Below are 15531 nucleotides of genomic sequence, written 5' to 3'. Positions count from 1 at the left end.
AGGTTAAGCAAATAAGCGTACATGGTGAATGCCTTGGCAGTCAGAGGCTAAGAAGGACGTGCTAATCTGCGAAAAGCGTCGGTAAGCTGATATGAAGCGCAATAACCGGCGATTTCCGAATGGGGAAACCCGATGCAATTAATGCATCATTATTAACTGAATTAAATAAGTTAATAAAGCAAACCAAGGGAACTGAAACATCTAAGTACCTTGAGGAAAAGAAATCAATTGAGATTCCCTTAGTAGTGGCGAGCGAAAAGGGAACAGCCCAGAACTATAATCAATATGAATTACAGTAGAATGATTTGGAAAATTCAGCGATACAAGGTGATAGCCCTGTATATGAAATAATTTATATTGTGAGTTCAAAAAGTAGAGCGGGACACGAGAAATCCTGTTTGAATATGGGGGGACCATCCTCCAAGGCTAAATACTCCTGACTGACCGATAGTGAACTAGTACCGTAAGGGAAAGGCGAAAAGAACCCCGGCGAGGGGAGTGAAATAGAACCTGAAACCGTGTACGTACAAGCAGTGGAAGCACAAACATAGTTAATATTGTGAGATGTGTGACTGCGTACCTTTTGTATAATGGGTCAGCGACTTGTATTCTGTAGCAAGGTTAACTGAATAAGGGAGCCGTAGGGAAACCGAGTCCTAAATAGGCGTTAAGTTGCAGGATACAGACCCGAAACCCGGTGATCTAGCCACGGGCAGGTTGAAGGTTGGGTAAAACTAACTGGAGGACCGAACCGACTGATGTTGAAAAATCAGCGGATGACCTATGGCTAGGGGTGAAAGGCCAATCAAACCGGGAGATAGCTGGTTCTCCCCGAAAGCTATTTAGGTAGCGCCTCGTGAATTCATCTTCGGGGGTAGAGCACTGTTTCGACTAGGGGGCCATCCCGGCTTACCAACTCGATGCAAACTCCGAATACCGTAGAATGTTATCACGGGAGACACACAGCGGGTGCTAACGTTCGTTGTGGAAAGGGAAACAACCCAGACCGCCAGCTAAGGTCCCAAAGTCATAGTTAAGTGGGAAACGATGTGGGAAGGCATAAACAACCAGGATGTTGGCTTAGAAGCAGCCATCATTTAAAGAAAGCGTAATAGCTCACTGGTCAAGTCGGCCTGCGCGGAAGATGTAACGGGGCTCAAACTATGCACCGAAGCTGCGGCAGCAAAAATATATTTTTTTGTTGGGTAGGGGAGCGTTCTGTAAGCTAATGAAGATGTATTGTGAAATACATTGGAGGTATCAGAAGTGCGAATGCTGACATGAGTAACGATAAAGCAGGTGAAAAACCTGCTCGCCGAAAAACTAAGGTTTCCTGTCCAACGTTAATCGGGGCAGGGTAAGCCGACCCCTAAGGCGAGGCTGAAAAGCGTAGTCGATGGACAACAGGTTAATATTCCTGTGCTTAATGTTATTGCGAAGTGGGGACGAAGAAGGTTAGGTTATCCAGGTGACGGTTATCCTGGTTTAAATGTGTAGGTAGAACAATTAGGCAAATCCGATTGTTTTTTAATCTGAGGCATGATGACGAATCATTTCGGTGATGAAGTAACTGATACCACGCTTCCAAGAAAAGCCTCTAAGCATCAGATAACATTAAATCGTACCTCAAACCGACACAGGTAGTTAGGTAGAGAATACTAAGGCGCTTGAGAGAACCCAGGTGAAGGAACTAGGCAAAATAGTGCCGTAACTTCGGGAGAAGGCACGCTAGTATTAAGTAAAAAGATTTTCTCTTTAAGCTGAAACTAGTCGAAGATACCAGCTGGCTGCAACTGTTTATTAAAAACACAGCACTGTGCAAACACGAAAGTGGAAGTATACGGTGTGACGCCTGCCCGGTGCCGGAAGGTTAATCGAAAGGGTCAAAGGAAACTTAAAGCTCTAGACTGAAGCCCCGGTAAACGGCGGCCGTAACTATAACGGTCCTAAGGTAGCGAAATTCCTTGTCGGGTAAGTTCCGACCTGCACGAATGGCGTAATGATGGCCAGGCTGTCTCCACCTGGGACTCAGTGAAATTGAAATTGCTGTGAAGATGCAGTATATCCGCGGCAAGACGGAAAGACCCCGTGAACCTTTACTATAGCTTGACACTGAATTCTAAATTTTAATGTGTAGGATAGGTGGGAGGCTATGAAATTAAGACGCCAGTTTTAATAGAGCCAAACTTGAAATACCACCCTTTAAAATTCGGTGTTCTAACCTAGTGCCGTAATCCGGCACAGAGACAGTGTCTGGTGGGTAGTTTGACTGGGGCGGTCTCCTCCCAAAGAGTAACGGAGGAGTGCGAAGATTGGCTAATCACGGTCGGACATCGTGAGGTTAGTGCAAAGGCATAAGCCAGTTTAACTGTGAGCGTGATAACGCGAGCAGATGCGAAAGCAGGTCTTAGTGATCCGGTGGTTCTGAATGGAAAGGCCATCGCTCAACAAATAAAAGGTACTCCGGGGATAACAGGCTGATACCGCCCAAGAGTTCATATCGACGGCGGTGTTTGGCACCTCGATGTCGGCTCATCACATCCTGGGGCTGAAGCAGGTCCCAAGGGTATGGCTGTTCGCCATTTAAAGTGGTACGCGAGCTGGGTTTAGAACGTCGTGAGACAGTTCGGTCCCTATCTGCCGTGGGCGTTGGAAGATTGAGGGGGGCTGCTTCTAGTACGAGAGGACCGAAGTGGACGCATCACTGGTGTTCGGGTTGTCATGCCAATGGCATTGCCCGGTAGCTAAATGCGGAAAAGATAAGCGCTGAACGCATATAAGCACGAAACTTGCCCCAAGATAAATCTTCCCTGAAACAGAAATGTTTACTGAAGGGACGTTGAAGACTACAACGTTGATAGGCTAGATGTGTAAGCATAGTAATATGTTGAGCTAACTAGTACTAATGACCCGAGAGGCTTAACCTTACAACACCAGAGGTGTTTTTAAAATAAATTGATTTTTTTCTTAAAAGCTTGTTTTACTGAATTTATTGTAATTTATCAATGTATTTTAATTACATAAAACTTATTAATATGCCTGGTAAAAATAGTGCAGTGGTACCACCTGAATCCCATTCCGAACTCAGAAGTGAAACGCTGTAACGCCAATGGTAGTACGGGGTCTCCCCGTGTGAGAGTAGGTCAAATCCAGGCAAAAAAAACCCGAAATTATTTTCGGGTTTTTTTATATTTAAAATAAATTGTTTATAAAAATAAATTACTTTCTAGCTAACAAAAGATTTACATGTTAATCTATTGAGAATTTAATTTTTTTAAAACTATTAACGATTATTTATTCATATTTTCAATTAAGTATATTTTTTCACGTAAAGGTAATATAGATGTCCAAGATTAAAGGTAATGTTAAGTGGTTCAATGAATCTAAAGGTTTTGGTTTTATTACTCCAGAAGATGGAAGTAAAGATGTGTTTGTTCATTTTTCAGCTATACAAAGTAACGGATTTAAAACTTTAGCCGAAGGTCAAAGTGTTGAGTTTGAAATAACTGAAGGAGCAAAAGGACCATCTGCTGCTAATGTGATTAGTGTATAATATTTATTTGCTTATTATAAGTTTTACAAAATATAAGTATAAATAAATATTTCTTTTATAGTACGGCTCTGAATAGGGCTGTACTATATCAATTTTACTATTTTATAAAACCATACGAACGATATTAATTTTACTAATTTCATGATATAAAATTTCAATCTGTTCAAAATTTTTAGCACAGATTGTAATTGAAACGGAAAGATAATTTCCTCTATTACTTGATTTTATTTGAGGTGTATAATCTCCAGGTATTTGAATTTGAATTACTTTAATTATTTGATCAATCAATTCTGGTTGTGCTAATCCAATAATTTTATAAGTAAAAAAACAAGGGAATTTTAACATTTCTTTTAATTGTGTTTTCATTATTAATCCCTGATTTTTTTATAATAAAAAATCTTTTTTAAAAAACATTATTTTTTAGTATTTAACTTTTTATTATATATTTATAATTGATTTAGAAAATGTTTATATATTTTTTTAATTAATCATAATTATATTATTTTAACATATTGGTTATATAGAAAATAACATATTTTTTATATTTAGTTTGTTTTAATATTATTTTTATAGGATTTATATTATGTTAAAAATTTTTAATACGCTAACTGGTAAAAAAGAAATTTTTACTCCTATGAAAAAAAATAAAATTAATTTATACGTCTGTGGTGTAACTGTATATGACTTTTGTCATATTGGACATGGACGTACTTTTGTTGCTTTTGATATGATAGTACGTTATTTACGTTTAATTGGATTCAAAGTAAAATATGTTCGAAATATTACAGATATTGATGACAAAATTATTAAAAAATCTATAGAAGAAAAAATAGAGATTAATACTTTAACTGACTTGATGATAAAAGCTATGAATAAAGATTTTTCTTTATTAAATATTTTACCTCCAGATGAAGAACCTCGTATTACGGATTATATTGATAATATTATTAACATTATTAAAAAATTAATACACAATAAATATGCTTATTTCAATCAAGATGGTGATGTTATTTTTTCTATAGATAGTGATCCAAATTATGGAACTTTATCTAGGCAATCTTTAAAATATTTAAAATCTGGATTACGTATTCCAATTAATCATATGAAAAAAAATCCTTTAGATTTTATACTTTGGAAAGTTACTAATAAAAAAGAGTACTCTTGGAATTCACCATGGGGTAGAGGTCGACCTGGTTGGCATATTGAATGTACTGCTATCAATAATGTATTTTTTAAAGATTGTATAGATATTCATGGAGGTGGATCTGATTTACTTTTTCCTCATCATGAAAATGAAAGATCTCAGTCTAAATGTTTTAATCATCAAGCAAAAATAAATTTTTGGATGCACACAGGTATAGTGATTACAAAAAATCAAAAAATGTCTAAATCATTAAAGAATGTTTATTTTTTAAAAGACATTTTAAAAGATTATGATTCTGAAATTTTACGGTATTTTTTTCTTGCAACACATTATCGTCATCCTATACACTATTGTCAAAAAAATTTGAAACAAGCATATATATCATTAAAATATTTATATACTTCTTTACATAATACTCATCCCTTAGATAATAATCAAGAAGGTATGAATTTTGAATTGTTTTTTTATGATGCTATGAACGATGACTTTAATACTCCTAAAGTATTTTTAATATTTTCACAAATCGCACGAAAGATTAATTTTTTTAAGACACAAAATATTTTAAAAGCAAATAAATTATCTTTTAGATTAAAAAAATTAGCTAATTTTTTAGGTTTATTATTAAAAAAACCACAAGATTTTTTACAAAAAAAATCTATGCTCACTTTAGATTCAGAAAAGAAAATTGAATTGTTAATTGAAAGAAGAAATATAGCTAGAGAGTTAAAACAATGGAAAGAAGCAGATAAAATAAGAGAAGAATTAATCTCTTTAGATGTTATTGTAGAAGATTTTTTTAATCAAACACAATGGCGTAAAAAATAAAAATTTAAATAATATCATGATGATTTTCACATGCTTCTAATGTATTTTGTAATAATGTTGCAACTGTTATAGGACCAACTCCACCTGGTACTGGTGTTATATATGATGCGCGTAAATATGCGTTTTTAAAGTCTACATCTCCAACTATTTCTCCATTGTGTAATCTATTAATGCCTACATCGATTACTATCGATCCGTTTTTAATCCATTTTCCTTTTAAAAAATGTGCTTTACCAACGGCTACAATTAATAAATCAGCACTTTTTACATGATTTTTTAAATTTCTAGTAAATCGATGTGTGACAGTAGTAGTACATCCAGCTAATAATAATTCTAAACTCATTGGTCTCCCAACGATGTTAGATGCTCCTACCATGACTGCATGTAATCCATGAGTTTTAATATTGTTATATTTTAACATTGTAATAATACCTTTTGGAGTACATGCTCTTAATTTAGGTGTTCTTTGACATAAAGAACCTGTATTATAAGGATGAAAGCCATCAACATCTTTATCAGGAGTAATATTACTTAAAATTTTTAGATGGTTGATATGTTTGGGAAGTGGCAATTGTACTAAAATACCATCTATATTTTTATCATTATTTAGTTGATTAATTAGATTTAATATTTCTATTTCATTAACATAATCAGGAAAATGCCAACATTCTGAAAAAAAACCAACATTTTTGCATGCAATTCTTTTTTTATTAACGTAAATTTGAGAAGGAATATGATTTCCTACTAAAATCATAGCTAATCCAGGTATTTTTTTTCCATCTTTTTTTCTTTGATTAATTTTTTTTAAAATTTTTAATTGCAATTTTTCTGCTATTTTATTACCATCTATTATTATTGCAGGCATTTTAAATAACTCATTTATGTTATATATATATTATTGTAAAACAATTGTTTTAATATTATTAAATAAGATATTATTTTATAATATTAATGGTTTTACTTGCATATATATTATATTAATGTTAGATTTTAATCTAATCTTTTTTATGCGTTCTTAGCTCAGTTGGATAGAGCAACGGCCTTCTAAGCCGTAGGTCACAGGTTCAAATCCTGTAGAACGCACATAATCTATTTTTTTAATATATCTTTTATTTTTTTATGAATAACTGATACTGAATCAGTACTACAAATTTTAAAAAGTTTTATATTTCCTATATTTTTTTCTTGAATATAGTATTTAATTAATGAATTATGCATGTTTTTATATTCTTTTAGTCTTCTTATAATACTTTCTTTTTTATCATCTTCTCTTATTATAAGAGATTGTCCAGTTAGATCATCTTGATCTTGAATTTTTGGTGGTTTAAATTTTATATGATAAATACGACCTGATTGAGGATGTACGCGTCTACCTGATATTCGTTCTAATATTACTTTATATGGTACTATGAGTTCTAAAATATAATCTATTTTTATTTTAATTTTTGATAAATATAAAGCTTGTGTAATAGTTCTTGGAAAACCATCTAACAAAAAACCATTAATGCAATCTTTTTTCTGTATTCTTTGTTTAATTAAATTACATACAATTTCATCAGAAACTAATCGTCCCTCTCTAACAATACTTTGAATGATGATACCAGTTTTCGTTTTTGAATAAATAGCTTCTCTTAACATATCTCCTGTAGATATTTTCGGAATTTTATACCTTTCTGTAATAAATTTTCCTTGTGTTCCTTTTCCAGTTCCAGGTGCTCCAAGTAATATAATACGCATAATTATGATTTCTTATAAAAATATTAATGAATATTTAGATTACTACTATATCAATAGTAGTAGTAATCATGATGCTAATTTTATTTTTTTAACAAAAGTTTATTCATTCTAGAAATAAATTCATGGGGATTGTCTAAATGACCTTTCTCAGACAATAAAGCCTGATCTAACAATAATGTAATCCATTCATTAAAGATTTTTTCATCATTAATAAAACATATTTTTTTTATTAAAAGATGTTCTGGATTAATTTCAAAAATGTATTTTAATTCTGGTATTGATTGACCTGCTGCAGAAAATAGTTTAGCCATCTGTGTAGTCATTTCAGAAGAATCACTTAACAAAACACATGGAGTTTCTGTTAATCGATTAGTAAATCTAACATCTTTCACTTTATTCCCAAGTATTGTTTTTGTTTTTTTTAAAAAATTAATCATATCTTGTGATATTTCATTATTATTAATTTTTTTTTCTTTTGTAAGTTTATTAATTGATATATCTTCTTTACTGATAGATTGAAACTTTTTACCTTGAAATTCAACAAGATAATTCATCATCCATTCGTCAATTCGATCAGATAATAATAAAACATCAATATTATTTTTTTTAAATATTTCTAAATGTGGACTATTTTTTGCTGATAAATAGCTGTCTGCAGTTATATAATATATTTTTTCTTGTTTTTCATGCATATTTGATACATATTTTTTTAGAGATATATTTTGTTCGGAATTATTATTTTTTATAGAGGTAAAACGTAATAAATTAGCAATTTTTTCTATATTTTCATGATCTTCAGCAGGTCCTTCTTTTAAAACAAGACCAAATTCATTCCAAAACACTTGATATTTTTCAACATTATTTACTGATAATCGGTCTAACATATTTAAAGATTTTTTAACTAATGCTTTTTTGAGTTTTTCTGTAATAGAATTATTCTGTAATATTTCACGTGAAATATTTAAAGGTAAATCGTTAGAATCTAATAAACCTCTAATAAAACGTAAATAATTAGGAAGAAATTCATGAGAATTATCCATAATATAAACACGTTTTACATATAATTTTAAACCATTTTTATTATCTCTATTCCATATATCCCAAGCTGCTTTTTGAGGAACATATAATAAGCTAATATATTCTTGTTTACCTTCTACATGATTATGGCTCCATACAAGTGGATCGTGCTGATCATGGGTAAGATTTTTGTAAAATGTTTTATATTCTTCATCAGTAATAGAAGATTTATTTAATGTCCATAATGCTTTAGCTTGATTGATTTTTTCCCAAAAATATGTTTTGTTTTTTTCATCATAATTTTGCATATATACGGGAACAGTAATATGATCAGAGTATTTGTTAATTATATTTTTAATACGCCATGTTTCTAAAAATTCTGCTTCTTCTTTTTTTAAAAATAAGGTGATTTCAGTACCTCTATTTTTTTTAATAATATTTGTAATTTTATATTCTCCTTCTCCTGATGATTCCCATAATACCCCTTCATCAGATTGTGTTCCAGCAAATCTAGTTCTAATAGATACATGATCAGATACCATAAAAACAGAATAAAAACCTACTCCAAATTCTCCAATTAACTCATTTTTTTTATTTTTTTGTTGCTCTAAAGATTTTAGAAATGCTTTAGTTCCTGATTTAGCAATTGTTCCAAGATTCTCAATAGTATCTTTTTTGCTCATGCCAATACCATTATCACTAATGATTAATGTATTTTGAGCTTTATTAACAGATATCTGGATTTTTAGATCACTATCATTTTCATATAATTCTGGTAATGAAATAGACTCAAATCGTAATTTATCTATAGCATCTGATGAATTTGATATTAATTCTCTTAAAAATATTTCTTTATTAGAATATAAAGAATGGATCATTAAATGTAGTAATTGTTTTACTTCTGATTGAAAATTATATATTTCTTTTTTTTGTTTATGCATATAAATATCTCTATGATATTGCTAAAATATTTGATTTTAATTAAAATAGTTTGAAATTTAAATATTTTTTAAAATTGAATATTTTAAATGAATTAAAAATGATTTCATTTCTCTTCTTATATTAAATACTATATTTTATATTAAACAGGAATATTAAATCCATTTGGTAATTGCATTCCTGTAGATATTGCTGACATTTTCTTTTTTTGTACTTCTGATATTCTTCTTGTTGCGTCATTAAAAGCCGCAGCTGCTAAATCTTCTAACATATCTTTATCGTCTTGTAGTAGACTAGGATCTACTTCTACGCGTCTACAATTATGTGCTCCATTTATAGTTACTTTAACTAATCCAGCACCTGCTTCACCAGTGACTTCCATTTGAGCTATTTCTTCTTGTATTTTTGCCATTTTTTCTTGCATTTGTTGTGCTTGTTTCATTAAATTACCTAAACCACCTTTAGTAAACATATTTTTTATTCTCTTTTTTTATATTTTAAAAAATGTTCTTTTTTTGAGTATAATTAAACTAAATTGATATTATTTTTTGATATATTTATGTTAAAAAAATTTTTTAAGGTTTTAATATTAGAATCTTTCATTAAAAATGAATATTCATGTAATATCATTTCATTGTATATTTTAAAAAACCATTGTTTAGGAGTTAATGTATATAGCGCATTCTTTGTAATAATCAGTTGAATTTTTTTTTTAGTAATTTTACTAAGTAATTTTGAAAAAATATTCCATGTGTTATTTTTTATTAAATATTTTTTTGTATCAGATAAAAATATATACCAATAATTTTTAGTACTTTTATATACTGTATTGATAGCTAATGTTTGAACATTTTCTGATAATTTTTTTAATTGGCATATTTTTTTATACCAGGGATCTATTATTTTAATTTTTTCTTTTAATATTATTAAATTTTTATTATTGATATTCGTTAATAGAAAATTATTTTCTTCAGATAAAAAATAGTTTTTGCTTATATAAGTATGATATTTTTTTATATTATTTTTTAAAGATACAGTATTTTTTATTTTTTGAAATAATTCATTTCTATTTTTTAATAATAAATATGTTTGATGATTCATATTTTTAATCTTAAAAAGAGTGTTTAAAAAATTATTTTTATAAATTTGTTAAATTATATTTTATATAGCGTCAATTGCACGTAATAAAGTCATTTCAACTCCAATTTTTTGATTAGGTGCAAATGGTAATTCTTTTCTTCCATTTAATAATATTTTATAACATAATTGTATATTCTTTTTTTTTATATTTTGAGCTATTTTTTCGATATGTTGTTGATACATTTCTTGAAAAGGTGTATCCCATTGTTGTAATGTAAAAGATTGTGCTATAGAAATACGATATAAAATACGCAATATTGAAATCAAAATTTCTTCCCATTCTACTCCTATATAATTAATTCTATTTAATAAAAACATAGTTTTTTTAGGATTTTTTTTTAATATAGATTGAGTTAATAAAAAAGAATATTTTTCTAGTGGTATACCTAACATTTTTGTGATGCTTTTAATGTTAATAGAACCATTTCCTAAATTTATAGCATATTCTAATAAATTTAATGCGTCTCGAATGCTTCCTTTAGCATGAGATGCTATCTCTTTTAAAGAATATTTATCGGTTTTAATACATTCTTTTATTAATATAAAATTTAAAAAATTTAAAATTTTTTCTTCAGAAATTACTTGTAATTTAAAATATAAACAACGAGAAATAATAGTTTTAGGAACTCTTTCTATATCTGTAGTTGCTAAAATAAATTTCACATGTTCTGGAGGTTCTTCTAATCTTTTAAGAAGTGCATTAAAACTATGTCGAGAAAGCATATGAACTTCATCAATTAAATATACTTTAAAACGACTTTTATTAGGAGTATAAGAAATATTATCTAATATATCTCGTATATCTTCAACTTTAGTATGAGAAGCTCCATCAATTTCTAATACATCTAAGCATAATCCTTTTTCTATTTCTTTACAAATAATGCATTTTCTACAAGCATTAGCTGAAATGCCATTTTTGCAATTTAAACTTTTAGCTAATAAACGAGCAATTGTAGTTTTTCCTACTCCTCTAGTACCAGATAATAACCATGCATGATGAATTCGTCCAAGAGACAATCCATTCGATATAGCAGTAACAATATGTTCTTGACCAACAATATCTTGAAAAGATTGTGGTCGCCATTTTCGAGCTAATATTTGATAAGTCATATTTTTTGATAATTTTTAGGAAAAGAATATTATGCTATCAATATTTATTGTATTATGAAAGTATTCTTATTTATTTTATAAATATTTTTTATTTTGGACATTAGTTATAAAAATATTTTATAAATATTATAAATATTAGTTGTAACTTTTAAAGTTCATCTATACAATAGAAAATCTAAATATATAAAAAAATAATATAAATTTAATATTTTTGAAAAAGTTTTCTGTTAGCTCCAAACACTGTAAAATTGAATATTTGGTCAGATTCGGAAGAAAGCAGCCACATCAATTCATACAGGTGTTCTGATTAAGCTAACAGAAACTCTCTTAATTCTTCGATATTTGACATTTATACATTTGCCAATAAACACCCTTTTTGTTTAATAATTTTTTATGTGTCCCAGATTCAATAATTTCTCCTTTCTTTAAAACCACAATTAAATCTGCTTCAGTAATTGTAGATAATCTATGAGCAATAATTATTAAAGTGCAATTTTTTCGTATTGATAAAAGTGTTTTTTGAATTAGTTGTTCTGTACCAGAATCAATATTAGCTGTAGCTTCATCTAATATAAGTATTTTAGGATAAGATACTAATATTCTCGCAATAGCTAATAATTGTTTTTGACCTACGGATAAATTATTTCCTTCTTCTCCTAATAGAGAATAAATTCCCTTTGACATAGATTTTACTAAAGATGAAAGATAAACAGTATCTAATATATTCCATATTTTTTCTTCTGATATATTTCTCCCTAATGCAATATTAGCAAAAACAGTATCTGATAGAACTATAGGATCTTGTTGTACCATTAATATATTTTTTCTTAACACTGTATGACTAATTAAATTAATAGATGTATTATCTAAATATATTTGTCCATTATTGATAGGGTAATAGCCCATTATCAAATTTGCCAATGTACTTTTTCCACTACCTGTATCTCCTACAAATGCAACAAAACTTTTTGATGGAATATAAATATTAATATTTTTTAATATATTTTGTTTAGAATTTTTGTATTTAAAATTAACATTTTTAATTTCTATTTTTCCACTTCTTAATAAATTTTTATTTTTTCCGTATTTTTGTTGGGGAGAATCTATTAATGAAAAAATTCTTTCTCCTGCAACAATAGATTGTTGAAAGACTGATTGTTGAATAGTGATAGCAATAAGAGGCTCATTCAATCTTCCTAAGTAAGTAATAAATGCATATAATATACCTACTTCGAATATTTTTATAGGAAAAAAAATAAATAAAAATATAAAATTACATAAAATAATCGTAGATATTAAACTTAATAATGGTCGTAGTAAAAAACCATCTAATCTCAATATTTTCATACGTGATGCATAATGTAAATAACTACTTTGTTGTATTTTTTCTTTAAAACTATATTCCTGACGAAATTGTTGAATTACATTCATTCCATTTATAGTTTCATTAAATTTATTGTTAATATCTGATAAGTAATATCGCATTTTTCTTAAAAGAGGAGTGCTATAATATTGATAAAATAGCATAATAGTAATGATGATAGGCAAAATCAATAAAGCTATCATAGCCATATGCCATTCTAAGGTAAACATAGCAAATAATATAACAATAATTAATATTCCACTACGAAATAATGTTGGTGCAACTGTATCATATAATTCTTTAATTACTTCAGTATCATTAGTAACTTTAGAAATCATTTGTCCAATAGGTTGCGAATCAAACGTGCTAATAGGTTGTCTTAAAGCAGCATACATAACATCTTGACGCAATTTATTAACAACTTTTACTGCAATTTTATTAAATAAAATACCTTGAAAATAATTAAAAAATACTGACAATATTTGTAATATAATGAATAATATAATTACAATAGATATTGTCATAAAATATAATTGATGTTTTCCTAAAATATTATCAATAGAATAACTTATCAAAATTGGACCTAGAACTTCTGATATTGATCCACTTAAAAGTAAAAAAGATGCAAGAATTAATTGTTTTTTATAAGGATTAACGTATTTTGACAAACGTTTTAAAATTGGCCAAAATTCAATTAAGCGTTTGATATAATGAATATTTTTCACCTATTTTTTAATAATCCTCAAGTTTTTTTTCTAATTGTTGATAATCATACATAGATTTATACCAATTTTCTTCTTGAATTAATTTCAAATGATTTCCTCTTTGTATAATTACACCATTTTTAATAACTATAATTTCATTAGCGTTAATTAATGTAGATAAACGATGTGTTGTAATAATTAAAGAATGTCCCTTTTTCTTCCAATTGTTAATATTATTTAAAATATTACTTGCTGTTTGTGAATCGACAGCAGATAGAGCATCATCAAGTATTAATATTTCTGTATTTAGCAATAAAGCACGTGCTATACAAATACGTTGTTTTTGACCACCAGATAACATAACACCACGCTCTCCGACTTGAGTATCATATTGATTTGGTAAATCAATAATGTCTTTATGTATATCAGCTAGTTTTGCTACTGTCTCAATTTCTTCTTTTGACGCATTTGGTTTTCCTAAAGAAATATTATTAGATATGCTATCTGAAAATAAAAAAGAAGTTTGATTCACAACTGATAGACGACTGCGCCAATCATTAATTTTAAATTCTAATAATGATAATGAATGATATGTAATATCTTCTTTATTAATAAAATTAAATTGTCTTTGAATAAGTTTTAATATAGTACTTTTTCCAGATCCTGTAGGTCCACAAATACCTAAAGTATTTCCTGGTTGAAGAATAACATTTATCTTTTGTAAAGATGGAATTGTTTTACTTGGATAATAAAATTTATTAATATTAATTTTTAATATTCCAGGAGATTCTGGGATATTTTTATTTCCATCTGGAATGTCAGGTTCTGTGTTGATAATTGAATAAATTCTTTCCCATGCAGCACTACCTCGTTCGACTATATTAAACATCCATGCTAATGCTAACATAGGCCAAATCATTAATCCTAAATACATAATAAAACTAGTTAATTGTCCTATAGTAATTTGATTATTCCATACTAATGATCCTCCACTTATAATTGCTAATAAATTAGAAAAAGCTACTGATAAATAAATGACTGGATCAAAACAAGCATCAATTTTAGCGACTTCCATGTTTTTTTTTCCTGTTTCAGAAACAATATGATTAAATTTTTTTAATTGATTTTTTTCTAATCCAAAAGCTCTGATCATGCGAATACTAGTGAGTATTTCTTGTGTTTGATTATTTAATGAAGAAAAAGAAATCTGAGCATTACGAAAAGTTTCATGTAATGCTTTTCCATATTTTTTAATTAATAAAGCCATAATAGGCATAGGTAATAGAGAAATAATAGTTAATAAAAAACTAATCTGAGTACTCATAACTATTAAAACAGATAAACCCATAACTAATGAATCTACAAGCGTCAACACCCCTTCTCCTGCAGCAAATACTATACGATCTACATCGTTTGTTGATCTAGCTATTAAATCTCCAGTTCTATTTTTTAAATAAAATATTTGATTTTGTTGACTTAGATAAGAATAAAATTTCACTCTTAATTCAATAGCTAATTTATAAGAAGCACCAAATAAAAGTATTCTCCATAAATAACGTAACATATAAACAATAATAGCAATTACAAGAATAATAGAAATCCATATGATGATTTGTAAATTATGAATATTTTTTTTTATAATCAAATCTATTAAAAGACCCACTATTTTAGGTGGTAATAATTGTAAAATAGCAATTATTATTAATAATATAATTGCTCCTAAATATCTTGTCCATTCTCGTATAAAAAACCATCTTAATTGACTGAATAATTTCACAAAAACGCCCTAATTTAAATATTATAAAATTAATTTTTTAATATTAAAATATTTATTGTTTTTTAAACAATAATTTAATATATTTTAAAATATTGTACATGATTTATAAAAAATAACATAAATAACATAAACAAATATCAACTCAAAAATATATTTCTATTTTGAAAATTGGATAAAAAAAATATATTCAAAAAATAAAATACATATTTAAATAACGAATAT

At 28.2% G+C, this 15531-nt stretch carries 11 protein-coding genes, 1 tRNA gene, 2 rRNA genes and 1 other RNA gene; 6 read left to right on the top strand and 9 right to left on the bottom strand.

Annotation, left to right across the window (positions count from 1 at the left end; all coding sequences use genetic code 11):
* The first annotated feature begins 1 nt into the window (after nt 1).
* The 3 genes from D9V74_RS02335 to cspE all read left to right on the top strand — a co-directional run bounded on the left by D9V74_RS02335 (nt 2) and on the right by cspE (nt 3553).
* Nucleotides 2-2927: ribosomal RNA gene (locus D9V74_RS02335) — 23S ribosomal RNA — on the top strand.
* A 111-nt stretch (nt 2928-3038) separates the two neighbouring features.
* Nucleotides 3039-3155 (top strand): 5S ribosomal RNA (gene rrf / locus D9V74_RS02330).
* A 188-nt stretch (nt 3156-3343) separates the two neighbouring features.
* The gene (cspE, locus tag D9V74_RS02325; RefSeq protein ID WP_158362916.1) at nt 3344-3553 is read left to right on the top strand and encodes a transcription antiterminator/RNA stability regulator CspE; all 210 of its coding nucleotides are present in this window, start codon (nt 3344-3346) and stop codon (nt 3551-3553) included.
* 102 nt (nt 3554-3655) lie between these two features.
* On the opposite strand, the gene ybeD is transcribed toward cspE, so the two are convergent.
* Nucleotides 3656-3919: a DUF493 family protein YbeD gene (gene ybeD, locus D9V74_RS02320; RefSeq protein ID WP_158362914.1), complete on the bottom strand. Its 264-nt coding sequence runs from the start codon at nt 3917-3919 to the stop codon at nt 3656-3658.
* Between the two features lie 217 nt (nt 3920-4136).
* Here ybeD and cysS point away from each other — a divergent pair, with 217 nt between their 5' ends.
* A complete protein-coding gene (gene cysS / locus D9V74_RS02315; protein ID WP_158362911.1) occupies nt 4137-5522 on the top strand; it encodes a cysteine--tRNA ligase in 1386 nt (461 codons plus the stop codon).
* Nucleotides 5523-5526: 4 nt separating this feature from the next.
* On the opposite strand, the gene folD is transcribed toward cysS, so the two are convergent.
* Nucleotides 5527-6387: a bifunctional methylenetetrahydrofolate dehydrogenase/methenyltetrahydrofolate cyclohydrolase FolD gene (folD, locus tag D9V74_RS02310; RefSeq protein ID WP_158362909.1), complete on the bottom strand. Its 861-nt coding sequence runs from the start codon at nt 6385-6387 to the stop codon at nt 5527-5529.
* A 144-nt stretch (nt 6388-6531) separates the two neighbouring features.
* On the opposite strand from folD, the gene D9V74_RS02305 reads away from it, so the two are divergent.
* Nucleotides 6532-6605: transfer RNA gene (locus tag D9V74_RS02305), tRNA-Arg, on the top strand.
* Nucleotides 6606-6611: 6 nt separating this feature from the next.
* Here D9V74_RS02305 and adk read toward each other — a convergent pair.
* From adk to dnaX, 5 genes are all read right to left on the bottom strand, one after another.
* Nucleotides 6612-7259: an adenylate kinase gene (gene adk / locus D9V74_RS02300; RefSeq protein ID WP_158362907.1), complete on the bottom strand. Its 648-nt coding sequence runs from the start codon at nt 7257-7259 to the stop codon at nt 6612-6614.
* An 80-nt stretch (nt 7260-7339) separates the two neighbouring features.
* The gene (htpG, locus tag D9V74_RS02295) at nt 7340-9217 is read right to left on the bottom strand and encodes a molecular chaperone HtpG (protein WP_158362905.1); all 1878 of its coding nucleotides are present in this window, start codon (nt 9215-9217) and stop codon (nt 7340-7342) included.
* A gap of 140 nt (nt 9218-9357) precedes the next feature.
* Nucleotides 9358-9687, bottom strand: coding sequence for a YbaB/EbfC family nucleoid-associated protein (locus D9V74_RS02290; RefSeq protein WP_014499618.1), 330 nt, complete (start codon nt 9685-9687; stop codon nt 9358-9360).
* A gap of 53 nt (nt 9688-9740) precedes the next feature.
* The gene (locus D9V74_RS02285) at nt 9741-10316 is read right to left on the bottom strand and encodes a DNA polymerase III subunit gamma/tau C-terminal domain-containing protein (RefSeq protein WP_158362903.1); all 576 of its coding nucleotides are present in this window, start codon (nt 10314-10316) and stop codon (nt 9741-9743) included.
* 60 nt (nt 10317-10376) lie between these two features.
* Nucleotides 10377-11465: a DNA polymerase III subunit gamma/tau gene (gene dnaX / locus D9V74_RS02280; RefSeq protein ID WP_158362901.1), complete on the bottom strand. Its 1089-nt coding sequence runs from the start codon at nt 11463-11465 to the stop codon at nt 10377-10379.
* Between the two features lie 225 nt (nt 11466-11690).
* On the opposite strand from dnaX, the gene ffs reads away from it, so the two are divergent.
* Nucleotides 11691-11786, top strand: an RNA gene (ffs, locus tag D9V74_RS02275) — signal recognition particle sRNA small type.
* Between the two features lie 6 nt (nt 11787-11792).
* Here ffs and D9V74_RS02270 read toward each other — a convergent pair.
* Together D9V74_RS02270 and D9V74_RS02265 are read right to left on the bottom strand one after the other, a co-directional pair.
* Complete coding sequence (locus D9V74_RS02270) at nt 11793-13535, bottom strand: SmdB family multidrug efflux ABC transporter permease/ATP-binding protein (RefSeq protein WP_158363128.1); 1743 nt, start codon at nt 13533-13535, stop codon at nt 11793-11795.
* Between the two features lie 25 nt (nt 13536-13560).
* Complete coding sequence (locus D9V74_RS02265; RefSeq protein ID WP_158362899.1) at nt 13561-15309, bottom strand: SmdA family multidrug ABC transporter permease/ATP-binding protein; 1749 nt, start codon at nt 15307-15309, stop codon at nt 13561-13563.
* Nucleotides 15310-15531 lie beyond the last annotated feature (222 nt).

Origin of the sequence: Buchnera aphidicola (Macrosiphoniella sanborni) (assembly GCF_005080885.1) — a bacterium.
GTDB classification, from domain to species: domain Bacteria; phylum Pseudomonadota; class Gammaproteobacteria; order Enterobacterales; family Enterobacteriaceae; genus Buchnera; species Buchnera aphidicola_AU.
This window is presented reverse-complemented; position numbering and strand designations above follow the sequence as displayed.

Coding starts and splice junctions, on each gene's coding strand:
- cspE (WP_158362916.1), top strand. CDS start 3,344: ATGTCCAAGATTAAAGGTAATGTTAAGTGGTTCAATGAATCTAAAGGT.
- ybeD (WP_158362914.1), bottom strand. CDS start 3,919: ATGAAAACACAATTAAAAGAAATGTTAAAATTCCCTTGTTTTTTTACT.
- cysS (WP_158362911.1), top strand. CDS start 4,137: ATGTTAAAAATTTTTAATACGCTAACTGGTAAAAAAGAAATTTTTACT.
- folD (WP_158362909.1), bottom strand. CDS start 6,387: ATGCCTGCAATAATAATAGATGGTAATAAAATAGCAGAAAAATTGCAA.
- adk (WP_158362907.1), bottom strand. CDS start 7,259: ATGCGTATTATATTACTTGGAGCACCTGGAACTGGAAAAGGAACACAA.
- htpG (WP_158362905.1), bottom strand. CDS start 9,217: ATGCATAAACAAAAAAAAGAAATATATAATTTTCAATCAGAAGTAAAA.
- D9V74_RS02290 (WP_014499618.1), bottom strand. CDS start 9,687: ATGTTTACTAAAGGTGGTTTAGGTAATTTAATGAAACAAGCACAACAA.
- D9V74_RS02285 (WP_158362903.1), bottom strand. CDS start 10,316: ATGAATCATCAAACATATTTATTATTAAAAAATAGAAATGAATTATTT.
- dnaX (WP_158362901.1), bottom strand. CDS start 11,465: ATGACTTATCAAATATTAGCTCGAAAATGGCGACCACAATCTTTTCAA.